The sequence below is a fragment of the Pseudomonas sp. H3_E04 genome (genome assembly GCF_054668915.1).
On sequence record NZ_CP162797.1, the window covers coordinates 2,118,662 to 2,142,433 of the forward strand.

Genomic DNA, 23,772 nt, shown 5'->3' on the forward strand with positions numbered 1-23,772 from the left:
CCAAGTGGTCGGCGATTAACCGTCCTTCTCGATTTCACAGAGTAGCGGATGCTGGCTTTCCCTGGCGTACTGGTTGACCTGCATGGCCTTTGTCTCGGCGATGTCGCGGGTAAACACTCCACATACTGCCCGGCCTTCTGTATGGACGGCCAGCATGACCTTGGTCGCCAGCTCGCGATTCAGGTTAAAAAACACCTCGAGCACTTCGACGACGAAATCCATCGGTGTGTAGTCATCGTTGAACAAAACCACCTTGTACATCGGCGGCGCCTGTAACGCGGGCTTTGCTTCCTGAACAGCAACGCCTGCCGAATCGTCGTCGTGCTCCTGTGGAAGATCCTTTTGGAGAAGCGGGCGATCCTGATTGAATGTTAGTCGAATCTGGCTGATTGCATGCATGGAAAAAAAGGTTCGTCAGTTGTGCGAATACAGTGGTGGGGGCGGTTGCACACGTTTTCAACTACGACTGCCCGGTCACCTTGACTATCGGGAAAACGGTGTTACAACCAATAGAGCCCACAGTGGGTAAAAAAGATCCGCGGAGTCAATTCTTTTATCGAATTCGATTGCGGATGTCGTGGATGATACTCCAGCGATGGAGTCTGTTGCAGAGGGATTTGAGCATGGCTGTCGGCAAGGTGAAATGGTTCAACAATGCCAAGGGATTCGGCTTTATCAATACCGACGCCCGGGAAGGTCGCGATGAGGATGGCAAAGACATTGATTTCTTTGCCCACTACTCGGCCATTGAAATGGACGGGTACAAGACCCTGAAAGCGGGTCAGGCGGTTACATTCGACATCGTTCAAGGCCCCAAAGGCTTGCACGCCGTGAAGATAGCTTCGGTCGAAGTCGCTTCGGCGCCAAGTGCGATTGCCACGGAAAAACAAACGGCGACCACCTGAAGCCTCAGGACATCCGGTCATAAAAAACCGCCTGACTCAACCCATCGAGTCAGGCGGTTTTTGTGTGCCTTCGACTTTTACATATGCGAAATCAACGCATCTCCGAACCCCGAAGACGAAACCAGCTTGGCGCCATCCATCAAACGCTCAAAATCATAAGTAACAGTCTTCGCGCTGATCGCACCGTTGGTCCCTTTGATGATCAGGTCTGCCGCTTCAGTCCAACCCATATGACGCAACATCATCTCGGCCGAGAGAATCAGCGAGCCCGGGTTGACCTGGTCCTTGCCGGCATACTTCGGCGCGGTACCGTGGGTCGCTTCGAACATCGCCACGGTGTCGGACAGGTTGGCGCCCGGCGCGATGCCGATACCGCCCACCTCCGCCGCCAGCGCGTCGGACAGGTAGTCACCGTTCAGGTTGAGGGTAGCGATCACATCGTATTCGGCCGGGCGCAGCAGGATCTGCTGGAGCATGGCGTCGGCGATGGCATCCTTGACCACAACGTTCTTGCCGGTTTTCGGATTCTTGAACTGCATCCACGGACCGCCGTCCAGCAGCGTCGCGCCGAACTCTTCGGCGGCCACTTCGTAGGCCCATTCCTTGAAGGCACCTTCGGTGAACTTCATGATGTTGCCTTTGTGCACGATAGTCAGCGAATCGCGGTCATTGTCGACCACGTATTGCAGAGCCTTGCGTGCCAGACGCCTGGTGCCTTCGCGCGATACCGGCTTGACGCCGATGCCGCAGTTTTCGTCGAAACGGATCTTGGTGACGCCCATTTCTTCTTTAAGGAATTTGATGACCTTGGTGGCTTCCGGAGAACCGGCCTTCCATTCGATACCGGCGTAAATGTCTTCGGAGTTCTCGCGAAAGATCGTCATGTCGACGTCGCCAGGCTTTTTCACCGGGCTCGGCACGCCTTCGAACCAGCGCACCGGGCGCAGGCAGACGTACAGGTCGAGTTGCTGACGCAAGGCCACGTTCAGCGAGCGGATACCGCCACCGACCGGAGTGGTCAGCGGGCCTTTGATGGAAACTACGTAATCCTTGACCGCGTCGAGGGTTTCCTGCGGCAGCCAGGTGTCCTGATCATAAACCTGAGTGGCTTTTTCGCCGGCGTAGACTTCCATCCAGGAAATCTTGCGCTTGCCGCCGTAGGCCTTTTCAACAGCAGCATCGACAACCTTGATCATCACCGGACTGATGTCGACACCAATACCGTCACCTTCGATGAAGGGGATGATCGGGTTATCAGGAACATTGAGAGAATGGTCTGCATTGACAGTGATTTTGTCACCGACGGCTGGAACCTGAATCTTCTTGTAACCCATGCTGAACTCCATTGTTTGGATTGAACACCTGGCTTGCTTCGAGCGTAACCCAGTTGAATCAACACGCAAACCCTATGTTCCGCGACCGCGCACTTCTCGTTTCGTACAAGCCTGAAAGCAAAGGGAAAAGCGCCAAACTCCAGCATTCGTAACGAGTCTTTGCCCCGTCGTGCCCTGCGACCTTTAGACCAATGGACGAGAATCGTTGCATATGAACCATCGGCAGATTGCCAGCTACCTATGTATAATGCCGCCCGCTGACCACAGGGTCACGACGGCTGGCCTCTCTAGCACGAGACTTTCCGCCTGATTGGTCGGGTTGTTACCGCAGCCTGACTGCTTGACGCTCTACTGATGCACCCAACATCACCGCGAAGAATCTCGACATTCGGTTCATGGATGACTTTGAACGAACGCGCTTACCCGGCGCCCCTCGAGTTTCTGCGCACGCTTTAGCAAAGAAGAGAGAGTTAATCCGAATATGCCCACCCGCTCGAAGATCATCTATACCTTCACCGACGAAGCTCCTGCCCTCGCCACCTATTCCCTGCTGCCGATCATCGAGGCTTACACCGCCTCGGCCGATATCGCCGTGGAAACCCGCGATATCTCTCTTGCAGCACGCATCCTGGCAAGCTTCCCCGAGCAACTGGGCGATAAAGCCGTAGCCGACCATCTCGCCGAACTGGGCGACCTGGCCGTTACGCCTGAAGCCAACATCATCAAGCTGCCGAACATCAGTGCTTCGGTGCCACAGCTGCAAGCCGCGATCAAAGAGCTGCAGGCGCAGGGCTACAACCTGCCGGACTACCCGGAAACCGTGACCAGCGACGCCGACAAAGACGCCAAGGCGCGTTACGACAAGGTCAAGGGCAGCGCCGTGAACCCGGTTCTGCGTGAAGGCAACTCCGACCGCCGCGCTCCGCTGTCGGTGAAGAACTACGCGCGCAAGCACCCGCACAAAATGGGCGCCTGGGCCAAAGACTCCAAGTCTCACGTCGCGCACATGAGCACCGGCGATTTCTACGGCAGCGAAAAAGCTGTCCTGATCGACGCCGCTGACGCTGTGAAGATCGAACTGATCGCCAAGGACGGTAGCGCTACCGTTCTGAAAGAAAAAACCACCGTTCAGGCCGGCGAGATCCTCGACTGCGCCGTGATGAGCAAAAACGCCCTGCGTGCGTTCATCGCTGCCGAAATCGAAAGCGCCAAGGCCCAGGGCGTGCTGCTCTCGGTTCACCTGAAAGCGACCATGATGAAGGTCTCGGACCCGATCATGTTCGGCCAGATCGTTGCCGAGTTCTATAAAGACGCACTGACCAAGCACGCTGACGTGCTGAACCAGATCGGCTTCAACCTGAACAACGGCATCGGCGATCTGTACGCTCGCATCAAAGCCCTACCGGCTGAGCAACAAGCACAGATCGAAGCAGATATGGCTGCGGTTTACGCCGTTCGTCCGTCGCTGGCGATGGTCAACTCCGACAAAGGCATCACCAACCTGCACGTGCCGAGCGACGTGATCGTCGACGCCTCGATGCCAGCGATGATCCGTGACTCCGGCAAGATGTGGGGCACCGACGGTCAGCTGCACGACACCAAGGCAGTGATCCCGGATCGTTGCTACGCAACCATCTACCAGGCCGTGATCGAAGATTGCAAAGCCAATGGCGCTTTCGACCCGACCACCATGGGCAGCGTGCCGAACGTCGGCCTGATGGCGAAGAAAGCCGAAGAGTACGGCTCCCACGACAAGACTTTCCAGATCAAGGCTGACGGCGTGGTTCGCGTCACCGACAGCAAGGGCAACCTGCTGATGGAACAGGCTGTTGAAGCCGGCGACATCTTCCGCATGTGCCAGACCAAAGACGCGCCGATCCAGGACTGGGTCAAACTGGCGGTCAACCGTGCTCGCGCCAGCAGCACCCCGGCGATCTTCTGGCTCGACCCGATGCGCGCCCACGACGGCGTGGTGATCGAAAAGGTTCAGGCCTACCTGAAGGATCACGACACCAGCGGTCTGGACATCCAGATCATGGCGCCGGTCGATGCAATGAAGTACACCCTGCAGCGCACCCGCGAAGGCAAGGACACCATTTCGGTGACCGGCAACGTACTGCGCGACTACCTGACCGACCTGTTCCCGATCATGGAACTGGGCACCAGCGCCAAAATGCTGTCGATCGTGCCGCTGATGAACGGCGGTGGCCTGTTCGAAACCGGCGCCGGCGGTTCGGCTCCGAAGCACGTGCAGCAACTGGTTGAAGAAAACTTCCTGCGCTGGGATTCGCTGGGTGAGTTCCTCGCCCTGGCCGCTTCCCTTGAGCATCTGGGCGTGAACTACAACAACCCGAAAGCGCTGGTGCTGTCGAAAACCCTGGACCAGGCCACTGGCCAGTTCCTCGACAACAACAAGTCGCCATCGCGCAAAGTCGGCAACATCGACAACCGCGGCAGCCACTTCTACCTGGCGATGTACTGGGCTCAGGCCCTGGCGGCCCAGACTGAAGACGCGGCACTGCAAGCGCAGTTCGCGACTCTGGCCAAAACCCTGACCGAGAACGAAGCAACCATCGTTGCCGAGCTCAACGCCGTTCAGGGCAAGCCAGTCGACATCGGTGGTTACTACCACGCCGACGCCGAGCTGATCAGCAAGGCCATGCGCCCAAGTGCAACCTTCAACGCGGCGATTGCTGCGCTGGTTTAAGGTTGTAATGCGTTAAACAAACCCCGGCCTTGTGCCGGGGTTTGTGTTTTCAGAGTTCACACAAATACCCTGTGGGAGCGAGCCTGCTCGCGAATGCGGTTTATCATTCAGCATCGTCATAGGCTGGCCCACCGCTTTCGCGAGCAGGCTCGCTCCCACAGTTGACCGCGCTACCGTCGAGGAAATCTTATGGAATGGCTCCCCCACATCACCGTCGCCACCATCGTCGAGGACAACGGCCGCTTCCTGATGGTCGAGGAGCACAAGGGCGGGCGCAATGTGCTCAACCAGCCCGCCGGCCATCTCGATCCGGATGAAACCCTGATTGACGCGGCCATTCGCGAAACCCTTGAAGAAACCGGCTGGGACGTCGAACCCACCGGCGTGACAGGCATTTATCTGTACACCGCACCGAGCAACGGCGTGACTTACCAGCGTGTGTGCTTCAGCGCCAAAGCCGTTCAGCACCATCCGGATTACCAGCTCGACGACGGCATCGTCGGCGCCAAGTGGCTGACCCGCGACGAATTGATCGCCCAGCGCGACAACTGGCGCAGCGAGCTGATCATCCGTTGCATCGACGATTATCTGGCCGGTCATCACTTCAGCCTCGAACTGATCCGCCCTTCTCTTTAGCCTTGCGGCCGCGAGCCTGATAGAATCGCGCCCTTTTCCAAGACACTCATTGAATCCCTATGCGTGATCCAGCCCCTTCTGACACATCCAAGAAGCGCGTCATTGTCGGCATGTCCGGCGGCGTGGACTCTTCCGTTTCCGCCCTTCTGCTGATCGAGCAGGGTTATGAAGTGGAAGGCCTGTTCATGAAGAACTGGGAAGAAGACGACGGAACGGAATACTGCACCGCCATGGACGATCTGGCGGATGCTCAGGCTGTCTGCGACAAGATCGGCATCAAGCTGCATACCGCCAACTTTGCCGCCGAGTACTGGGACAACGTGTTCGAGCACTTCCTCGCCGAATACAAGGCGGGGCGCACGCCGAACCCGGACATCCTGTGTAACCGCGAGATCAAGTTCAAAGCGTTCCTCGACTACGCGATGATGCTCGGCGCCGACCTGATCGCCACCGGCCACTATGTGCGCCGCCGCGACATCGATGGCCGCACCGAACTGCTCAAGGGCCTCGATCCGAACAAGGATCAGAGCTACTTCCTGCACGCCGTTGGTGGCGAACAGATCGCCAAGACCCTGTTCCCGGTCGGCGAGCTGGAAAAGCCTGAAGTCCGCGCGATTGCCGAGAAGTACGAACTGGCTACCGCCAAGAAGAAGGATTCCACCGGGATCTGCTTCATCGGCGAGCGTCGTTTCAGCGATTTCCTCAAGCAATACCTGCCGGCACAACCGGGTGAGATCAAGACCACCGAAGGCGAAGTCATTGGCCGTCACCACGGCTTGATGTACCACACCATCGGCCAGCGCCAGGGCCTCGGCATCGGCGGTTTGAAAGATGCCGGCGATGAGCCGTGGTACGTGCTGCGCAAGGATCTGGAAACCAACGAGCTGATCGTCGGCCAAGGCAACAACCATCCGTGGCTGTTCTCCAGCGCCCTGCTCGCTTCGGAAATCTACTGGGTCAACCCGATCGACCTGAGCCAGCCGCTGCGCCTGACGGCGAAAGTGCGTTATCGCCAGAGCGATCAGGCCTGCACCCTGGAAAAAACCGCCAGCGGTTATCGCGCCGTGTTCGACGAACCGCAACGCGCGGTGACGCCGGGCCAGTCGGTCGTTTTCTATGACGGCGAAATCTGCCTCGGCGGCGGCGTGATCGAAGTGGCCGAGCCGTGGAGCGGCCAGGCATGAGCCCGACTCAGGAGCAACTGACAGCGCTGGGCGGTGTGTTTCTCGCCGCCGTGCTGGTGGATCGCATCGCCAAGACCGGCCAGACCAACGAGGCCGGCCTGAGCTGCATGCTCGGCAGCCTGCTGGTGCGTGATCCGAAAGATACCCTGGACGTGTACGGCGGCGATGACATCAATCTGCGCGAAGGCTATCGCGCGTTGATTGGCGCACTGGAGCGCGACCCGAGCACCTTGCAGCGCGAGCCATTGCGCTACGCCCTGTCGATGCTCGGCCTGGAGCGACAGCTGGCCAAGCGTGACGACATGCTCGAGACGATTGCCAAGCGCCTGCCGCAGATTCAGTCGCAGGTGGAGCATTTCGGCCCCGCCCACGAAAACGTCGTAGCCGCTTGCGGCGCGTTGTATCAGGACACTTTGAGCACGCTGCGCCAGCGCATTCAGGTGCACGGCGACATGCGCAACCTGCAGCAGCCGAGCAACGCCTCGAAGATCCGCGCCCTGCTCCTCGCTGGTATCCGCTCGGCGCGCCTGTGGCGTCAGCTCGGTGGTCATCGCTGGCAGTTGGTGATCAGCCGCCGCAAGCTGCTCAAAGAGCTTTATCCGTTGATGCGCAGCGAGTAAACGCCGCGTCATGAAGGCTTTGTAGTCTGTAACGCGTAATACGCCGGTCAGTTGGCGACGGACCGGCGGATTTTTTCATGTATGATACGCGCCCCATTTCGTTGCCCGACTGTCCGAGAACACCCCATGCAGCTCTCTTCGCTCACTGCGGTTTCCCCTGTTGACGGCCGCTACGCCGGCAAAACCCAGGCCCTGCGCCCGATTTTCAGCGAGTACGGCCTGATCCGTGCCCGCGTTCTGGTTGAAGTGCGCTGGCTCCAGCGCCTGGCCGCCCACGCTGGTATCCCTGAAGTGCCAGCCTTCTCCGCCGAGGCCAACGCCGTTCTCAACGAACTGGCTGAAAACTTCTCGCTGGAGCACGCCGAGCGCGTCAAAGAGATCGAGCGCACCACCAACCACGACGTCAAAGCCATCGAATACCTGCTCAAAGAGCAGGCGGCCAAGCTGCCAGAGCTGGCCAAGGTCAGCGAATTCATCCACTTTGCCTGCACCAGCGAAGACATCAACAACCTGTCCCACGCGCTGATGCTGCGCGAAGGCCGTGACGACGTGATGCTGCCGCTGATGCGCCAGACCGCCAACGCCATCCGCGAACTGGCCATCCGTTTTGCCGACGTGCCAATGCTGTCGCGCACCCACGGTCAGCCGGCGTCGCCGACTACTTTGGGCAAAGAACTGGCCAACGTGGTTTACCGTCTCGAGCGTCAGATTGCTCAGGTCGCTGCCGTACCGCTGCTGGGCAAGATCAACGGCGCTGTCGGCAACTACAACGCGCACCTGTCGGCCTACCCGCAAATCGATTGGGAAGCCAACGCCCGCGCCTTCATCGAAGACGAACTCGGCCTGGGCTTCAACCCGTACACCACGCAGATCGAACCGCACGACTACATCGCCGAGCTGTTCGACGCAATCGCGCGTTTCAACACCATCCTGATCGACTTCGACCGTGACATCTGGGGCTACATTTCCCTGGGTTATTTCAAGCAGCGCACCATCGCTGGCGAAATCGGTTCGTCGACCATGCCGCACAAGGTCAACCCGATCGACTTCGAAAACTCCGAAGGCAACCTGGGTATCGCCAACGCATTGTTCCAGCACCTGGCGAGCAAACTGCCGATCTCCCGCTGGCAGCGCGACCTGACCGACTCCACCGTCCTGCGCAACCTCGGTGTCGGCTTCGCCCACAGCGTGATCGCTTACGAAGCCAGCCTCAAAGGCATCAGCAAACTGGAGCTCAACGAGCAGAAGATTGCCGCTGACCTCGATGCTTGCTGGGAAGTCCTGGCCGAGCCGATCCAGACCGTGATGCGTCGCTACAACATCGAAAACCCGTACGAAAAGCTGAAAGAACTGACCCGCGGCAAGGGCATCAGCCCTGAAGCGCTGCAGACTTTCATCGATGGCCTGGACATGCCAGCGCAAGCCAAAGCCGAGCTCAAGCACCTGACTCCGGCCAACTACATCGGCAACGCAGTGGCACAAGCCAAACGCATCTGATCGACCGTTTGCCCCGTTTGAGACGCCCGGCCGCGCCGGGCGTTTTTATTCCCGTCTGAAAAGTGCTTTTTTTCAATAGGTTACATATGAATTCCGATATTCCTCTTCAACTTCTGGGCGGCCTCACAGCACGCGAATTCCTGCGCGACTACTGGCAGAAAAAACCGCTGCTGATCCGCCAGGCGATTCCTGACTTCGAAAGCCCGATCGACGCCGACGAACTGGCCGGCCTGGCTCTGGAAGAAGAAGTCGAATCGCGCCTGGTCATCGAGCATGGCGAGCGTCCGTGGGAACTGCGTCGTGGCCCGTTCGCCGAAGACGAGTTCAGCAAACTGCCGGAAAAAGAGTGGACTTTGCTGGTCCAGGCGGTTGATCAGTTCGTGCCGGAAGTCAGCGAACTGCTGGAAAACTTCCGCTTCCTGCCGAGCTGGCGCGTCGACGACGTGATGATCAGCTTCGCCGCACCAGGTGGCAGCGTCGGCCCGCATTTCGACAATTACGATGTGTTCCTGCTGCAGGGCCACGGCAAGCGCAACTGGAAAATCGGCCAGATGTGCGATTCCGAGAGCCCACTGCTGCAACACGCCGACCTGCGCATCCTCGCTGAATTCCACGAGACTGAAGAGTGGGTGCTGGAGCCGGGCGACATGCTCTACCTGCCGCCGCGCCTGGCCCATTGCGGTGTCGCGGTCGATAACTGCATGACCTACTCGGTCGGTTTCCGCGCGCCAAGCGCCGCTGAAGTGCTGACCCACTTCACCGACTTCCTCAGCCAGTTCCTGACTGACGAAGAGCGCTACACCGATGCCGATGCCAAGCCGGCGGTCGATCCGCACCAGATTCAACACGATGCACTGGATCGCCTGAAAAGCCTGCTCGCCGAACACATGAGCGATGAGCGTCTGCTGCTGACCTGGTTCGGCCAGTACATGACGGAGCCGCGCTACCCGGAACTGGTGGTCGGCCCGCAAGACGTCGAAGAAGAAGACTTCCTCGCCGCCCTGCAGGACGGCGCCGTACTGATTCGCAACCCGAGCGCACGCCTGGCCTGGTCGGAAGTCGACGACGATCTGCTGCTGTTCGCCAGCGGCCAGAGCCGTTACCTGCCGGGCAAGCTGCGCGAACTGTTGAAGCTGATCTGCGCCGCTGACGCCCTGCACGCCGACAACCTCGGTGAGTGGCTGAGCGATGAAGACGGCCGCAGCCTGCTCTGCGAACTGGTCAAGCAAGGGAGCCTGGGGTTCGCCGATGAATAAAATTCGCGTTCGTGTCGCAGACTGGCAGAAGGATATCGCCGAGATCCGGCGCATTCGTGAAACGGTGTTCATCGCCGAACAATCGGTACCACCCGAGCTTGAGTGGGACGCGGATGACGCGACCGCCGTGCATTTTCTGGCGTTCGAAGGCGACTTCCCGATCGGCACGGCGCGACTGTTGCCCGACGGCCACATCGGCCGGGTGTCGGTGCTCAAAGACTGGCGCGGGATGAAGGTCGGTGACGCGCTGATGCAAGCGGTCATCGCTGAAGCCGAAGCGCGCGGCTTGCAGCAACAGAAGCTCAGCGCGCAGGTGCAGGCCACGGCGTTCTATGAGCGCCTGGGCTTCAGCCTGGTCAGCGAGGAGTTTCTTGAAGCCGGGATTCCGCATGTTGATATGGTTCGGCATTCGGCTTAAGACCGCGGCGCGGCCTTCGCGAGCAGGCTCGCTCCCACAGGAGATCTGTGCCTGACACACAATTTGTGTCCGCTGGAGATCTACAGTGGGAGATCTGTGCCTGACACACAATTTGTGTCCGCTGGAGATCTACTGTGGGAGCGAGCCTGCTCGCGAAGAGGCCCGCCAGCACACCGCAAAACGCCCCGCCATTTTCGGATGCCGGGGCGTTTTGCTGTCTACGATTCAACTTGCCCCACCCCGGGCCGACAAACTGGCAATATCAAGCCTTTCGAACGCGGAGATAACGGACATGTCCCTACGCACCCTGCTCACCACCCTGCTGCTCGGCTGCAGTTTTTCGGTGCTGGCAGCCACAGAAATCGTTCCCCTCAAATACCACACCAGCGCTGACATGCTGCCGGTCGCCCAGGATTTCATCGGCCAGGACGGTCAGGTCAGCGCTTACGGCAACCAACTGATCGTCAAAGCCGAGCCGGGCAAGATTGAGGAACTGAAGGACTTGCTGGCGCAACTCGATACCGCACCGAAGCGCTTGTTGATCACCGTCGACACCAACGAAAACAATGGTCGTGGCGACGAGGGTTATTCAGTCAATGGCGCCCAGCCGAACCAGACCCGGATCATCAGCCGCAGCACCACCAGCCGCAACGGCGGCGTTCAGCAAGTGCAGACCAGTGAAGGCACTCCGGCGCTGATTCAGGTTGGCCAGAGCGTGCCAATCACCAACACCCAGAGCGATTCCTACGGCGGTTACAGCAGCGAGACCCAATACCGCAACGTCACCCAGGGTTTCTACGTCACCGCCAGCGTCACCGGCGAAACCGTCCATCTGGCAATCAGTACCAACCGTGACCGCATGAGCCAGGAACGTCCCGATGTAGTGAACGTGCAAAGTACCGACACAACCGTCACCGGGCGCCTCGGTGAGTGGATCACTCTCGCCGGCGTCAACAGCCAGACTCAGGCCGATAAACAGGGCCTGACCCGCAGCTACTCGACTCAGGGCCGCGATGACATGACCTTGCGGGTGAAAGTCGACGTGCTGGACTAAAGCACCGAAAACTGACTGATTAGTCGTATTAGACGAAAGATGTAGTGCCTGAAAGAAAGCACTACAAAACGTTTGACGCGAAAAAAAAGCGAAGGCATGATGGCCTCGCTCCCGCTAATCAGAGGCCCTGGCAAGGGCCTTCGAAGCGCCGTTCGCACCTACCCCGCGAACCGTTTCGTGTCTGTACCGCCCACAAGGTGTGTTTGACGAGGTTGCCGACTGGAACGAAGTTGTCCCGAGGGACGGAAGCGTATTTAGGTAACCCGGCTTCACGCTGCAGACCGCATAAAGGCCCATGACGCCGGAATGCGCCCGCACCGCGCCACTACCTGCTCACTTTCCCCTCGAGCCCATCGTTCATCCCGTCGCCTACCCCGCCGAATCCGACTTGACCACCTAAGCTTCTGGTCAGCGAGCGCAGGAATTTTCCACCGCAGAACAACTTTTCATAAAAGACGCGACGAGGTTTATCTCCATGGCACTGACACGCGAACAGCAAATTGCAGCCCTCGAAAAAGACTGGGCCGAGAACCCGCGCTGGAAAGGCGTGACTCGCACTTACTCCGCTGCCGACGTGGTCCGCCTGCGTGGCTCGGTTCAGCCTGAGCACACCTTCGCGAAGATGGGCGCCGAGAAGCTGTGGAACCTGGTCACCCAGGGTGCCAAGCCGTCCTTCCGTCCAGAGAAAGATTTCGTCAACTGCATGGGCGCCCTGACTGGCGGCCAGGCTGTTCAGCAGGTCAAGGCCGGTATCCAGGCGATCTACCTGTCCGGCTGGCAGGTGGCTGCGGACAACAACTCTGCAGAATCGATGTACCCGGATCAGTCGCTGTACCCGGTGGACTCGGTGCCAACCGTGGTCAAGCGCATCAACAACTCGTTCCGTCGTGCTGACCAGATCCAGTGGAAGGCCGGCAAGAACCCGGGCGATGAAGGCTACATCGACTACTTCGCGCCAATCGTGGCCGACGCTGAAGCCGGTTTCGGCGGCGTACTCAACGCCTACGAGTTGATGAAAAGCATGATCGAAGCAGGCGCCGCTGGCGTTCACTTCGAAGACCAACTGGCTTCGGTGAAGAAATGCGGCCACATGGGCGGCAAGGTTCTGGTGCCAACCCAGGAAGCCGTCCAGAAGCTGACCGCTGCCCGTCTGGCAGCTGACGTTGCCGGCACGCCGACCATCATTCTGGCCCGCACCGACGCCAACGCGGCCGACCTGCTGACCTCCGACTGCGACCCGTACGATCAGCCATTCGTGACCGGCGAGCGTACTCAGGAAGGTTTTTACAAGGTACGTGCCGGTCTGGATCAAGCGATCGCCCGTGGCCTGGCTTACGCGCCGTACGCCGACCTGATCTGGTGCGAAACCGCCAAGCCGGATCTGGAAGAAGCCCGTCGCTTTGCTGAAGCGATCAAGAAGGAATACCCGGACCAGCTGCTGTCGTACAACTGCTCGCCTTCCTTCAACTGGAAGAAGAACCTGGACGACGCGACGATCGCCAAGTTCCAGCGCGAACTGTCCGCCATGGGCTACAAGCACCAGTTCATCACCCTGGCCGGCATTCACAACATGTGGCACAGCATGTTCAACCTGGCGCACGACTACGCCCGCAACGACATGACTGCCTACGTGAAGCTGCAGGAGCAGGAATTCGCTGACGCCGCCAAGGGTTACACCTTCGTTGCACACCAGCAGGAAGTGGGCACTGGCTACTTCGATGACATGACCACCGTGATCCAGGGCGGCTCGTCCTCGGTGACCGCGTTGACCGGCTCGACCGAAGAAGAACAGTTCCACTGATTCGGCTTCACCTGAGCAAACGGCCTTTGCGGACCGAATAAAAACCAATCGCAAAGCCGCAAGACTGACGCCCCGACTGGATCGGGGCGTTTTTTTGCCTGGGGAAATGCATGCGTGCACTGTAGGAGCTGCCGAAGGCTGCGATCTTTTGATTTTACTTTTGGAAGGCAGGATCAAGAGATCGCAGCCTTCGGCAGCTCCTACAGGGGACTGCGGCGACCGCGCGAAACATTGATCTGAAGCGCAACAAGCGTCAGAAATTTCCGCTAAAACGGTAGGCCTCGCTACTTGCAGTAACGCGCAAGTAAGACAACTTCCCAGCCACTCACTCGTTAAACAGTTACAAAACCACTCCAAACGATATCAATTATCATTTAGCGGCAACTATGTTCGTTACAAACCCTACAAAACATAATTGATGGAAACCCGGCTAATGCCCGCAACGCATGGGCCGCAGGGCTGCGGACAAGCGCTATGTCCTTAATCCGGTAAATAATTTCGCCTTTGGAATTTTACTTGCCGGGTGTTTAGCCATAAAATCAGCCCGATTGATTGCTGCGACATATCGTCACTGCCTTATTTCTTTATCAAGCTCAGAGACCTTTGCTCTCTGTTAAGGATTACCAGCATGCCCGAAGCGACAGGACTCATGGCCCACAACTGGGGCTTTGCCATTTTCCTTCTGGGTGTCGTCGGCCTGTGTGCCTTCATGCTTGGCGTTTCCAGCCTCCTCGGGTCAAAAGCCTGGGGTCGCAGCAAAAACGAACCGTTCGAGTCGGGCATGCTACCTACCGGTGGCGCCCGCTTGCGGCTCTCAGCCAAATTCTATCTGGTCGCGATGCTCTTCGTGATCTTCGATATCGAAGCCCTCTTTCTCTTTGCATGGTCTGTGTCCGTCCGCGAAAGCGGCTGGACCGGATTCGTCGAAGCTCTCGTTTTCATAGCAATTCTGTTGGCAGGTCTTGTCTACCTGTTCCGAGTGGGCGCCCTTGACTGGGCTCCGGAAGCTCGTCGCAAGCGGCAGGCGAAGCTGAAACAATGAGGCTTTGGCAATGCAATACAATCTCACCAGGATCGACCCCGATGCTCCTAACGAGCAGTATCCGATTGGCCAGCGGGAAACCGTTGCCGATCCGTTAGAAGATCAAGTCCACAAAAACATTTTCATGGGCAAGCTGGAAGACGTGCTGAGTGGCGCGGTCAACTGGGGACGTAAAAACTCCCTGTGGCCGTACAACTTCGGCCTGTCGTGCTGCTACGTGGAAATGACCACCGCCTTCACGGCGCCCCACGACATCGCGCGCTTTGGCGCCGAAGTGATCCGGGCCTCGCCGCGTCAGGCCGACTTCATGGTTATCGCCGGTACCTGCTTCATCAAGATGGCGCCGATCATTCAGCGCCTCTACGAGCAAATGCTCGAACCGAAATGGGTTATTTCCATGGGTTCGTGCGCCAACTCCGGCGGCATGTACGACATCTACTCCGTGGTTCAAGGCGTAGACAAGTTCCTGCCCGTGGACGTCTACGTACCTGGCTGCCCGCCCCGTCCGGAAGCATTTCTGCAAGGCTTGATGCTGTTGCAGGAATCGATTGGACAGGAGCGTCGTCCGCTTTCCTGGGTCGTTGGTGATCAAGGCGTGTACCGCGCCGACATGCCATCGCAGAAGGAACAGCGCCGCGAACAGCGAATCGCAGTCACCAATCTGCGCAGCCCTGACGAAGTCTGATCCAGTTCTGTTCCAAGTAACGAGAAGCTGGCTTCATTCTTTACGTTGACCGAAAGCGAAAAAATAACCATGACTACAGGCAGTGCTCTGTACATCCCGCCTTACAAGGCAGACGACCAGGATGTGGTCGTCGAACTGAACAACCGTTTTGGCGCCGAAGCGTTCACCGCGCAGGCAACCCGCACCGGCATGCCGGTGCTGTGGGTGGCCCGCGCCAAACTGGTTGAAGTCCTGACTTTCCTGCGCAACCTGCCCAAGCCGTACGTCATGCTCTATGACCTGCACGGCGTGGACGAGCGTCTGCGCACCAAGCGTCAAGGGCTGCCGACCGGCGCCGATTTCACCGTGTTCTATCACCTCATGTCGCTGGAGCGTAATAGTGACGTGATGATCAAGGTGGCCTTGTCCGAAGGCGACCTCAGCATGCCTTCCGTCACCAGCATCTGGCCGAACGCCAACTGGTACGAACGCGAAGTCTGGGACATGTTCGGCATCGACTTCAAAGGCCACCCGCACCTGTCGCGCATCATGATGCCGCCGACCTGGGAAGGTCACCCGCTGCGCAAGGACTTCCCGGCGCGCGCCACCGAATTCGACCCATACAGCCTCAACCTCGCCAAGCAGCAGCTGGAAGAGGAAGCCGCGCGTTTCCGTCCGGAAGACTGGGGCATGAAGCGTTCCGGTGCCAACGAGGACTACATGTTCCTCAACCTCGGCCCGAACCACCCTTCGGCGCACGGTGCGTTCCGCATCATCCTGCAGCTGGACGGCGAAGAGATCGTCGACTGCGTCCCGGACATCGGTTACCACCACCGTGGCGCCGAGAAGATGGGCGAGCGTCAGTCCTGGCACAGCTACATTCCGTACACCGACCGTATCGACTATCTCGGCGGCGTGATGAACAACCTGCCGTACGTGCTCTCGGTCGAGAAGCTCGCCGGCATCAAGGTGCCGCAGAAGGTCGACGTCATCCGCATCATGATGGCCGAGTTCTTCCGGATCACCAGTCACCTGCTGTTCCTGGGTACCTACATCCAGGACGTCGGCGCCATGACCCCGGTGTTCTTCACCTTCACCGACCGCCAGAAGGCGTACACGGTGATCGAGGCGATTACCGGTTTCCGTCTGCACCCGGCCTGGTACCGCATCGGCGGCGTCGCCCACGACCTGCCGCGCGGCTGGGAAAAACTGGTCAAGGACTTCGTCGAGTGGATGCCCAAGCGTCTGGACGAATACACCAAGGCCGCCCTGCAGAACAGCATCCTCAAGGGTCGTACCATCGGCGTTGCCGCCTACAACACCAAAGAAGCCCTGGAATGGGGAGTCACCGGTGCCGGCCTGCGTTCGACCGGTTGCGATTTCGACCTGCGTAAAGCGCGTCCGTACTCGGGTTACGAGAACTTCGAATTCGAAGTGCCGCTGGCCGTCAACGGCGATGCCTACGACCGCTGCATGGTTCGCGTCGAAGAGATGCGCCAGAGCATCAAGATCATCGATCAATGCATGCGCAACATGCCGGAAGGCCCGTACAAGGCGGATCACCCGCTGACCACGCCGCCGCCGAAAGAGCGCACGCTGCAGCACATCGAAACCCTGATCACGCACTTCCTGCAGGTTTCGTGGGGCCCGGTCATGCCGGCCAACGAATCCTTCCAGATGATCGAAGCGACCAAGGGCATCAACAGTTATTACCTGACGAGCGACGGCGGCACCATGAGCTACCGTACCCGGATCCGTACTCCGAGCTTCCCGCATCTGCAGCAGATCCCTTCGGTGATCAAAGGCAGCATGGTCGCGGACTTGATTGCGTACCTGGGTAGTATCGACTTCGTTATGGCCGACGTGGACCGCTAAGCATGAACAGCACGCTTATCCAGACAGACCGTTTCACCTTGAGTGAAACCGAGCGCTCGGCCATCGAGCACGAGCTGCATCACTACGAAGACCCGCGCGCGGCGTCGATCGAAGCCCTGAAGATCGTTCAGAAGGAACGCGGCTGGGTGCCGGATGGCGCCCTGTACGCGATCGGCGAGATCCTCGGCATCCCGGCCAGCGACGTTGAAGGCGTTGCGACGTTCTACAGCCAGATCTTCCGTCAGCCGGTCGGCCGCCACATCATTCGCGTCTGCGACAGCATGGTCTGCTACATCGGCGGCCACGAGTCGGTGGTCAGCGAAATCCAGAACAATCTGGGCATCGGCCTGGGTCAGACCACCGCCGACGGTCGTTTCACCCTGCTGCCTGTCTGCTGCCTCGGCAACTGCGACAAGGCACCGGCGCTGATGATCGACGACGACACCTTTGGCGACGTGCAGCCTGCTGGCGTGGCCAAACTGCTCGAGGGCTACGTATGACCCTGACATCTTTTGGTCCAGCCAACCGCATCCAGCGCTCGGCCGAGACTCACCCGCTGACCTGGCGTCTGCGCGATGACGGCGAAGCCGTGTGGCTCGACGAGTACCAGGCCAAGAACGGCTACGCCGCTGCACGCAAAGCCTTCGCCGAGATGGATCAGGACGCCATCGTCCAGACCGTCAAAGACGCCGGCCTCAAGGGTCGCGGCGGCGCCGGCTTCCCCACTGGCGTGAAGTGGGGCCTGATGCCCAAGGACGAATCCATCAACATCCGCTACCTGCTGTGCAACGCGGATGAAATGGAGCCGAACACCTGGAAAGACCGCATGCTGATGGAGCAACTGCCCCATCTGCTGATCGAAGGCATGCTGATCAGTGCCCGTGCGCTGAAAACCTACCGTGGCTATATCTTCCTGCGCGGCGAATACACCACCGCCGCCAAGCACCTCAACCGTGCAGTGGAAGAAGCCAAGGCGGCCGGCCTGCTGGGCAAGAACATCCTCGGTTCGGGTTTCGATTTCGAGCTGTTCGTCCACACCGGCGCCGGGCGTTACATCTGCGGTGAAGAAACCGCACTGATCAACTCCCTCGAAGGCCGCCGCGCCAACCCGCGCTCCAAGCCGCCCTTCCCTGCCGCCGTCGGCGTGTGGGGCAAGCCGACCTGCGTGAACAACGTCGAAACCCTGTGCAACGTTCCGGCGATCATTGCCGACGGCGTTGACTGGTACAAATCGTTGGCCCGCGAAGGTTCCGAAGACATGGGCACCAAGCTCATGGGCTTCTCCGGCAAGGTCAAGAATCCGGGCCTGTGGGAACTGCCATTCGGCGTCACCGGTCGTGAACTCTTCGAAGACTACGCCGGCGGCATGCGCGACGGCTTCAAGCTCAAAGCCTGGCAGCCAGGCGGTGCCGGTACCGGTTTCCTCCTGCCCGAGCACCTCGACGCACAAATGTATGCCGGCGGCATCGCCAAAGTGGGCACCCGCATGGGTACCGGTCTGGCAATGGCGGTGGACGACAGCGTCAACATGGTCTCGCTGCTGCGCAACATGGAGCAGTTCTTCGCCCGTGAATCCTGCGGTTTCTGCACCCCGTGCCGTGATGGCCTGCCATGGAGCGTCAAGCTGCTGATGGCCATCGAACAGGGCAAGGGCCAGCCAGGCGATATCGAGACCCTGCTGGGTCTGGTCGGTTTCCTCGGCCCGGGCAAGACCTTCTGTGCTCACGCACCGGGAGCCGTGGAGCCGCTGGGCAGCGCCATCAAATACTTCCGTCCAGAGTTCGAAGCCGGTATCGCGCCTGTCAGCGCCGCCGTCCCGCCTCTGGCAAGGCCGATCGTAGTCGGCGCGTAAACGCTTAAAAAGGCGAAGGGTCCGTGCCCTTCGCCTTTCGTCCGATGACGCCCTTCGGGGCTGTTTGGATTCGGACGCATAACAAGATTCCATTAGCCACGCCCGCTGACACCGGGCCAACGAAGACCTTTGAACCATGGCCACTATCCACGTAGACGGCAAAGCGCTCGAAGTCGACGGGGCAGACAACCTGTTACAGGCATGTCTGTCGCTGGGCCTCGACATTCCATATTTCTGCTGGCACCCCGCGCTCGGTAGCGTCGGAGCCTGCCGCCAGTGCGCGGTCAAGCAGTACACCGACGAGAACGACACCCGTGGTCGCATCGTCATGTCCTGCATGACCCCGGCCAGCGACAACACCTGGATCTCCATCGACGATGAAGAATCCAAGGCGTTCCGCGCCAGTGTTGTCGAGTGGCTGATGACCAACCACCCGCACGACTGCCCGGTGTGCGAGGAAGGCGGTCACTGCCACCTGCAAGACATGACAGTGATGACCGGCCACAACGAGCGCCGCTATCGCTTCAGCAAACGCACCCACCAGAACCAGCAACTGGGCCCGTTCATTTCCCACGAAATGAACCGCTGCATCGCTTGCTACCGCTGCGTGCGTTTCTACAAGGACTACGCCGGCGGCACTGACCTCGGTGTATTCGGCGCCCACGACAACGTGTACTTCGGTCGCGTTGAAGACGGCACCCTCGAAAGCGAGTTCTCCGGCAACCTCACCGAGGTCTGCCCGACCGGTGTGTTCACCGACAAGACTCACTCCGAGCGCTACAACCGCAAGTGGGACATGCAGTTCGCGCCAAGCATCTGCCACGGCTGCTCGAGCGGTTGCAACATTTCCCCGGGCGAGCGTTACGGTGAACTGCGTCGCATCGAAAACCGTTTCAACGGTTCGGTGAACCAGTACTTCCTGTGCGACCGTGGCCGTTTCGGTTATGGCTACGTCAACCGCACCGACCGCCCACGTCAGCCGCTGTTGGCCGATGGCACCAAGCTCAGCCTCGACGCTGCGCTGGACAAAGCCGCCGACCTGCTGCGCGGACGCAATATCGTCGGCATCGGTTCGCCGCGCGCCAGCCTTGAAAGCAACTACGCGTTGCGCGAACTGGTCGGCGCCGAGCACTTCTATTCGGGTATCGAAGCCTCCGAGCTGGAGCGCATCCGTCTGGTCCTGCAAGTGCTGAACGACAGCCCGCTGCCAGTGCCGAACATGCGCGACATCGAAGACCACGACGCGATCTTCGTCCTCGGCGAAGACCTGACCCAGACCGCTGCGCGTATGGCGCTGGCCTTGCGTCAGTCGGTCAAGGGCAAGGCTGAAGACATGGCCGAAGCCATGCGCGTCCAGCCTTGGCTCGACGCGGCGGTGAAGAACATCGGTCAGCACGCGCTGAACCCGCTGTTCATTGCCAGCCTGGCCGAAACCAAGCTCGACGACGTTGCCGAAGAGTGCGTACACGCCGCTCCGGATGATCTGGCGCGCATCGGTTTCGCCGTTGCGCACGCTCTGGATGCCAGCGCACCGGCCGTCGAAGGTCTGGACGCCGAAGCTCTGGAACTGGCGCAGCGCATCGCCGATGCCCTGCTCGCCGCCAAGCGTCCGCTGATCATCGCCGGTACTTCGCTGGGCTCCAAAGCCTTGATCGAAGCTGCCGCGAACATCGCCAAAGCCCTGAAGCTGCGCGAGAAGAACGGTTCGATCAGCCTGATCGTGCCGGAAGCCAACAGCCTCGGTCTGGCCATGCTCGGTGGCGAATCGGTCGACGCCGCGCTGCAAGCGGTCATCGATGGCCAGGCCGATGCGATCGTCGTGCTGGAAAACGATCTGTACACCCGCACCGCCAAAACCAAGGTCGATGCCGCACTGAACGCCGCGAAAGTGGTGATCGTTGCCGACCATCAGAAAACCGCCACCACTGATCGCGCGCACCTGGTTCTGCCAGCGGCGAGCTTCGCCGAGGGCGACGGTACGCTGGTCAGCCAGGAAGGCCGCGCCCAGCGCTTCTTCCAGGTTTTCGATCCGCAATACCTCGACGCGAGCATTCTGGTGCACGAAGGCTGGCGCTGGTTGCACGCCTTGCGCGCCACCCTGCTGAACCAGCCGATCGACTGGACGCAACTCGACCACGTCACCGCTGCCGTTGCCTCGAGCACCGCGCAACTGGCGCGCATCGTTGATGCTGCACCTTCCGCTGCGTTCCGCATCAAGGGTCTGAAACTGGCGCGTGAGCCGTTGCGTTATTCCGGTCGCACCGCCATGCGCGCCGACATCAGCGTTCACGAACCGCGCACCCCGCAAGACCAGGACACCGCGTTCGCGTTCTCCATGGAAGGTTACTCGGGCTCTGCCGAACCGCGTCAGCAGGTTCCGTTCGCCTGGTCGCCGGGCTGGAACTCGCCACAAGCGTGGAACAAGTTCCAGGACGAAGTCGGTGGTCATCTGCGCGCTGGCGACCCGGGCACACGCCTGATCGAAAGCAGCGGTGACTCGTTGAACTGGTTCGCTGCTGCGCCGCGTGCGTTCAACCCGGCGCCGGGTACCTGGCAAGCCGTGCCGTTCTTCCACCTGTTCGGCAGCGAAGAAAATTCTTCGAAAGCCGCCCCGGTGCAAGAGCGCATTCCGGCGCCTTATGTGGCGCTGGCGAAGTCCGAAGCGGATCGTCTGGGCGTCAACGACGGTGCCCTGCTCAGCCTGAACGTGGCCGGTCAGACATTGCGTCTGCCGCTGCGCATCAATGAAGAACTGGGCGCCGGTCTGGTGGCATTGCCTGCGGGCATCGCCGGCATTCCACCGGCATTCGCCGGCGTGTCCGTCGACGGTCTGCAGGAGGCAGCGCAATGACCTGGTTCACCCCTGAAGTGATCGATGTGATCCTGACGGTCATCAAAGCCATCGTGATCCTGCTGGCCGTAGTGGTCGCAGGCGCCTTGCTCAGCTTTGTCGAACGTCGCCTGCTGGGCTGGTGGCAGGACCGTTACGGTCCGAACCGCGTTGGCCCGTTCGGCATGTTCCAGATCGCCGCCGACATGCTGAAGATGTTCTTCAAGGAAGACTGGACCCCGCCGTTTGCCGACAAGGTGATCTTCACCCTGGCGCCGGTGGTGGCCATGTCCGCCTTGCTGATCGCCTTTGCGATCATCCCGATCACCCCGACCTGGGGCGTGGCGGATCTGAACATCGGCCTGCTGTTCTTCTTCGCCATGGCCGGTCTGTCGGTCTACGCGGTGCTGTTCGCCGGCTGGTCGAGCAACAACAAGTTCGCCCTGCTCGGCAGCTTGCGTGCCTCGGCGCAGACCGTGTCCTACGAAGTGTTCATGGGCCTGGCTCTGATGGGCATCGTGGTGCAGGTCGGCTCGTTCAACATGCGCGACATCGTCGAGTACCAGGCGCAGAACCTGTGGTTCATCATTCCGCAGTTCTTCGGCTTCTGTACCTTCTTCATCGCTGGCGTCGCCGTGACTCACCGTCACCCGTTCGACCAGCCGGAAGCGGAACAGGAACTGGCCGACGGTTACCACATTGAATACGCCGGTATGAAATGGGGCATGTTCTTCGTCGGTGAATACATCGGCATCATCCTGATCTCGGCGCTGCTGGTCACCCTGTTCTTCGGTGGCTGGCACGGTCCGTTCGGCATCCTGCCGCAACTGTCCTTCGTCTGGTTCGCACTGAAGACCGCGTTCTTCATCATGCTGTTCATCCTGCTGCGCGCTTCCATCCCGCGTCCGCGTTATGACCAGGTGATGGATTTCAGCTGGAAATTCTGCCTGCCACTGACCCTGATCAATTTGCTGGTGACCGCTGCGGTTGTGTTGTTGAACACGCCTGCGGTTGCGGTTCAGTGAGGATTTGACCCATGTTCAAATATATTGGCGACATCGTTAAGGGTACCGGTACCCAGTTGCGCAGCCTGGTCATGGTCTTCGGCCATGGCTTTCGCAAGCGCGACACCCTGCAATACCCCGAGGAACAGGTCTACCTGCCGCCGCGTTACCGTGGCCGCATCGTCCTGACCCGCGACCCCGATGGCGAAGAACGCTGCGTAGCCTGCAACCTGTGCGCCGTGGCCTGCCCGGTGGGTTGCATCTCGCTGCAGAAAGCTGAAACCGAAGACGGTCGCTGGTACCCGGACTTCTTCCGGATCAACTTCTCGCGCTGCATTTTCTGCGGTCTCTGCGAGGAAGCCTGCCCGACCACCGCGATCCAGCTGACCCCGGATTTCGAGATGGCCGAGTTCAAACGTCAGGACCTGGTGTACGAGAAAGAAGATCTTTTGATCTCCGGCCCCGGCAAAAACCCTGATTACAACTTCTATCGTGTTGCAGGTATGGCAATCGCTGGCAAGCCGAAAGGCGCTGCGCAGAACGAAGCCGAACCGATCAACGTGAAGAGCTTGCTGCCTTAAGGAAGAACGATGGAATTCGCTTTCTATTTCGCATCGGGTATTGCTGTGGTGTCCACGTTGCGTGTGGTCACCAACACCAACCCCGTGCACGCCCTGCTCTACCTGATCATCTCGTTGATCGCCGTGGCCATGACCTTCTTCGCCCTCGGCGCGCCGTTTGCCGGTGTGCTGGAAGTAATCGCCTACGCCGGCGCCATCATGGTGCTGTTCGTGTTCGTGGTGATGATGCTCAACCTCGGTCCCGCCTCGGTGCAGCAGGAACGCACTTGGCTAAAGCCCGGCATCTGGGCCGGACCGGTGATTCTTGCCGCGCTGCTGCTGGCCGAACTGCTGTATGTGCTGTTCGCTCATCAGAGCGGCCAGGCCATCGGCCACACCACCGTAGACGCGAAAGCCGTGGGCATCAGCCTGTTCGGCCCGTACCTGCTGGTGGTCGAACTCGCCTCGATGCTGCTGCTCGCCGCAGCCGTCACGGCGTTCCATTTGGGCCGTAACGAGGCGAAGGAGTAAGA

21 protein-coding genes are annotated in these 23,772 nt (G+C 59.9%); 19 read left to right on the top strand and 2 right to left on the bottom strand.

All coding sequences use genetic code 11. The features are described 5' to 3' along the window. Window positions 1-15: 15 nt before the first annotated feature. Complete coding sequence (gene clpS / locus AB4N53_RS09515) at window positions 16-399, bottom strand: ATP-dependent Clp protease adapter ClpS (RefSeq protein ID WP_011334948.1); 384 nt, start codon at window positions 397-399, stop codon at window positions 16-18. 224 nt (window positions 400-623) lie between these two features. Here clpS and AB4N53_RS09520 point away from each other — a divergent pair, with 224 nt between their 5' ends. Beyond that, window positions 624-905, top strand: coding sequence for a cold shock domain-containing protein (locus tag AB4N53_RS09520; protein ID WP_460120073.1), 282 nt, complete (start codon window positions 624-626; stop codon window positions 903-905). Between the two features lie 77 nt (window positions 906-982). Here the strand turns inward: AB4N53_RS09520 and icd are convergent, their stop codons facing one another. Next, complete coding sequence (gene icd, locus AB4N53_RS09525) at window positions 983-2,239, bottom strand: NADP-dependent isocitrate dehydrogenase (RefSeq protein WP_460120075.1); 1,257 nt, start codon at window positions 2,237-2,239, stop codon at window positions 983-985. Window positions 2,240-2,720: 481 nt separating this feature from the next. On the opposite strand from icd, the gene AB4N53_RS09530 reads away from it, so the two are divergent. The 18 genes from AB4N53_RS09530 (at window position 2,721) to nuoJ (ending at window position 23,770) form a co-directional block, all read left to right on the top strand. Further along, window positions 2,721-4,946, top strand: coding sequence for an NADP-dependent isocitrate dehydrogenase (locus tag AB4N53_RS09530; RefSeq protein ID WP_460120077.1), 2,226 nt, complete (start codon window positions 2,721-2,723; stop codon window positions 4,944-4,946). Between the two features lie 189 nt (window positions 4,947-5,135). After that, the gene (locus tag AB4N53_RS09535) at window positions 5,136-5,582 is read left to right on the top strand and encodes an NUDIX hydrolase (protein ID WP_460120079.1); all 447 of its coding nucleotides are present in this window, start codon (window positions 5,136-5,138) and stop codon (window positions 5,580-5,582) included. A 59-nt stretch (window positions 5,583-5,641) separates the two neighbouring features. Further along, window positions 5,642-6,766: a tRNA 2-thiouridine(34) synthase MnmA gene (gene mnmA / locus AB4N53_RS09540; protein WP_415762080.1), complete on the top strand. Its 1,125-nt coding sequence runs from the start codon at window positions 5,642-5,644 to the stop codon at window positions 6,764-6,766. Next, window positions 6,763-7,386, top strand: coding sequence for a high frequency lysogenization protein HflD (gene hflD / locus AB4N53_RS09545; protein WP_039763308.1), 624 nt, complete (start codon window positions 6,763-6,765; stop codon window positions 7,384-7,386). Before mnmA ends, hflD begins: the two co-directional genes overlap by 4 nt. A gap of 126 nt (window positions 7,387-7,512) precedes the next feature. Then, on the top strand, window positions 7,513-8,883 hold the full coding sequence (gene purB, locus AB4N53_RS09550) for an adenylosuccinate lyase (protein WP_460120081.1): 1,371 nt from the start codon (window positions 7,513-7,515) through the stop codon (window positions 8,881-8,883). 86 nt (window positions 8,884-8,969) lie between these two features. Further along, on the top strand, window positions 8,970-10,139 hold the full coding sequence (locus tag AB4N53_RS09555; RefSeq protein ID WP_460120083.1) for a ribosomal protein uL16 3-hydroxylase: 1,170 nt from the start codon (window positions 8,970-8,972) through the stop codon (window positions 10,137-10,139). Continuing rightward, the gene (locus AB4N53_RS09560) at window positions 10,132-10,557 is read left to right on the top strand and encodes a GNAT family N-acetyltransferase (protein ID WP_460120085.1); all 426 of its coding nucleotides are present in this window, start codon (window positions 10,132-10,134) and stop codon (window positions 10,555-10,557) included. Before AB4N53_RS09555 ends, AB4N53_RS09560 begins: the two co-directional genes overlap by 8 nt. A gap of 292 nt (window positions 10,558-10,849) precedes the next feature. After that, complete coding sequence (locus AB4N53_RS09565) at window positions 10,850-11,611, top strand: secretin N-terminal domain-containing protein (RefSeq protein ID WP_460120087.1); 762 nt, start codon at window positions 10,850-10,852, stop codon at window positions 11,609-11,611. A 475-nt stretch (window positions 11,612-12,086) separates the two neighbouring features. Continuing rightward, window positions 12,087-13,412 (top strand): isocitrate lyase, encoded by a 1,326-nt coding sequence (gene aceA / locus AB4N53_RS09570; RefSeq protein ID WP_003223815.1) that lies wholly within the window; start codon window positions 12,087-12,089, stop codon window positions 13,410-13,412. Between the two features lie 628 nt (window positions 13,413-14,040). After that, window positions 14,041-14,454 (top strand): NADH-quinone oxidoreductase subunit A, encoded by a 414-nt coding sequence (locus AB4N53_RS09575; RefSeq protein WP_003223812.1) that lies wholly within the window; start codon window positions 14,041-14,043, stop codon window positions 14,452-14,454. Between the two features lie 10 nt (window positions 14,455-14,464). Continuing rightward, on the top strand, window positions 14,465-15,139 hold the full coding sequence (locus AB4N53_RS09580; protein ID WP_016775278.1) for a NuoB/complex I 20 kDa subunit family protein: 675 nt from the start codon (window positions 14,465-14,467) through the stop codon (window positions 15,137-15,139). A gap of 69 nt (window positions 15,140-15,208) precedes the next feature. Beyond that, window positions 15,209-16,993: an NADH-quinone oxidoreductase subunit C/D gene (gene nuoC / locus AB4N53_RS09585; protein ID WP_122612132.1), complete on the top strand. Its 1,785-nt coding sequence runs from the start codon at window positions 15,209-15,211 to the stop codon at window positions 16,991-16,993. 2 nt (window positions 16,994-16,995) lie between these two features. Further along, window positions 16,996-17,493 carry an NADH-quinone oxidoreductase subunit NuoE gene (nuoE, locus tag AB4N53_RS09590; protein WP_003223804.1) on the top strand — a complete coding sequence of 166 codons (498 nt, stop codon included), beginning with the start codon at window positions 16,996-16,998 and terminating at the stop codon, window positions 17,491-17,493. Beyond that, window positions 17,490-18,845 (top strand): NADH-quinone oxidoreductase subunit NuoF, encoded by a 1,356-nt coding sequence (nuoF, locus tag AB4N53_RS09595; protein WP_024013417.1) that lies wholly within the window; start codon window positions 17,490-17,492, stop codon window positions 18,843-18,845. Before nuoE ends, nuoF begins: the two co-directional genes overlap by 4 nt. Before the next feature lie 136 nt (window positions 18,846-18,981). Further along, window positions 18,982-21,696: an NADH-quinone oxidoreductase subunit NuoG gene (gene nuoG / locus AB4N53_RS09600; protein ID WP_460120090.1), complete on the top strand. Its 2,715-nt coding sequence runs from the start codon at window positions 18,982-18,984 to the stop codon at window positions 21,694-21,696. Next, window positions 21,693-22,700: an NADH-quinone oxidoreductase subunit NuoH gene (gene nuoH / locus AB4N53_RS09605; RefSeq protein ID WP_039763316.1), complete on the top strand. Its 1,008-nt coding sequence runs from the start codon at window positions 21,693-21,695 to the stop codon at window positions 22,698-22,700. Before nuoG ends, nuoH begins: the two co-directional genes overlap by 4 nt. Window positions 22,701-22,711: 11 nt before the next feature. Further along, window positions 22,712-23,260 (top strand): NADH-quinone oxidoreductase subunit NuoI, encoded by a 549-nt coding sequence (gene nuoI / locus AB4N53_RS09610; protein ID WP_016775283.1) that lies wholly within the window; start codon window positions 22,712-22,714, stop codon window positions 23,258-23,260. A 9-nt stretch (window positions 23,261-23,269) separates the two neighbouring features. Then, the gene (nuoJ, locus tag AB4N53_RS09615) at window positions 23,270-23,770 is read left to right on the top strand and encodes an NADH-quinone oxidoreductase subunit J (protein WP_007951462.1); all 501 of its coding nucleotides are present in this window, start codon (window positions 23,270-23,272) and stop codon (window positions 23,768-23,770) included. Window positions 23,771-23,772: the final 2 nt, after the last annotated feature.

What these genes read in the sequence shown, in the direction of transcription:
- clpS (WP_011334948.1), bottom strand. Translation starts at nt 399, where the DNA reads ATGCATGCAATCAGCCAGATTCGACTAACATTCAATCAGGATCGCCCG.
- AB4N53_RS09520 (WP_460120073.1), top strand. Translation starts at nt 624, where the DNA reads ATGGCTGTCGGCAAGGTGAAATGGTTCAACAATGCCAAGGGATTCGGC.
- icd (WP_460120075.1), bottom strand. Translation starts at nt 2,239, where the DNA reads ATGGGTTACAAGAAGATTCAGGTTCCAGCCGTCGGTGACAAAATCACT.
- AB4N53_RS09530 (WP_460120077.1), top strand. Translation starts at nt 2,721, where the DNA reads ATGCCCACCCGCTCGAAGATCATCTATACCTTCACCGACGAAGCTCCT.
- AB4N53_RS09535 (WP_460120079.1), top strand. Translation starts at nt 5,136, where the DNA reads ATGGAATGGCTCCCCCACATCACCGTCGCCACCATCGTCGAGGACAAC.
- mnmA (WP_415762080.1), top strand. Translation starts at nt 5,642, where the DNA reads ATGCGTGATCCAGCCCCTTCTGACACATCCAAGAAGCGCGTCATTGTC.
- hflD (WP_039763308.1), top strand. Translation starts at nt 6,763, where the DNA reads ATGAGCCCGACTCAGGAGCAACTGACAGCGCTGGGCGGTGTGTTTCTC.
- purB (WP_460120081.1), top strand. Translation starts at nt 7,513, where the DNA reads ATGCAGCTCTCTTCGCTCACTGCGGTTTCCCCTGTTGACGGCCGCTAC.
- AB4N53_RS09555 (WP_460120083.1), top strand. Translation starts at nt 8,970, where the DNA reads ATGAATTCCGATATTCCTCTTCAACTTCTGGGCGGCCTCACAGCACGC.
- AB4N53_RS09560 (WP_460120085.1), top strand. Translation starts at nt 10,132, where the DNA reads ATGAATAAAATTCGCGTTCGTGTCGCAGACTGGCAGAAGGATATCGCC.
- AB4N53_RS09565 (WP_460120087.1), top strand. Translation starts at nt 10,850, where the DNA reads ATGTCCCTACGCACCCTGCTCACCACCCTGCTGCTCGGCTGCAGTTTT.
- aceA (WP_003223815.1), top strand. Translation starts at nt 12,087, where the DNA reads ATGGCACTGACACGCGAACAGCAAATTGCAGCCCTCGAAAAAGACTGG.
- AB4N53_RS09575 (WP_003223812.1), top strand. Translation starts at nt 14,041, where the DNA reads ATGCCCGAAGCGACAGGACTCATGGCCCACAACTGGGGCTTTGCCATT.
- AB4N53_RS09580 (WP_016775278.1), top strand. Translation starts at nt 14,465, where the DNA reads ATGCAATACAATCTCACCAGGATCGACCCCGATGCTCCTAACGAGCAG.
- nuoC (WP_122612132.1), top strand. Translation starts at nt 15,209, where the DNA reads ATGACTACAGGCAGTGCTCTGTACATCCCGCCTTACAAGGCAGACGAC.
- nuoE (WP_003223804.1), top strand. Translation starts at nt 16,996, where the DNA reads ATGAACAGCACGCTTATCCAGACAGACCGTTTCACCTTGAGTGAAACC.
- nuoF (WP_024013417.1), top strand. Translation starts at nt 17,490, where the DNA reads ATGACCCTGACATCTTTTGGTCCAGCCAACCGCATCCAGCGCTCGGCC.
- nuoG (WP_460120090.1), top strand. Translation starts at nt 18,982, where the DNA reads ATGGCCACTATCCACGTAGACGGCAAAGCGCTCGAAGTCGACGGGGCA.
- nuoH (WP_039763316.1), top strand. Translation starts at nt 21,693, where the DNA reads ATGACCTGGTTCACCCCTGAAGTGATCGATGTGATCCTGACGGTCATC.
- nuoI (WP_016775283.1), top strand. Translation starts at nt 22,712, where the DNA reads ATGTTCAAATATATTGGCGACATCGTTAAGGGTACCGGTACCCAGTTG.
- nuoJ (WP_007951462.1), top strand. Translation starts at nt 23,270, where the DNA reads ATGGAATTCGCTTTCTATTTCGCATCGGGTATTGCTGTGGTGTCCACG.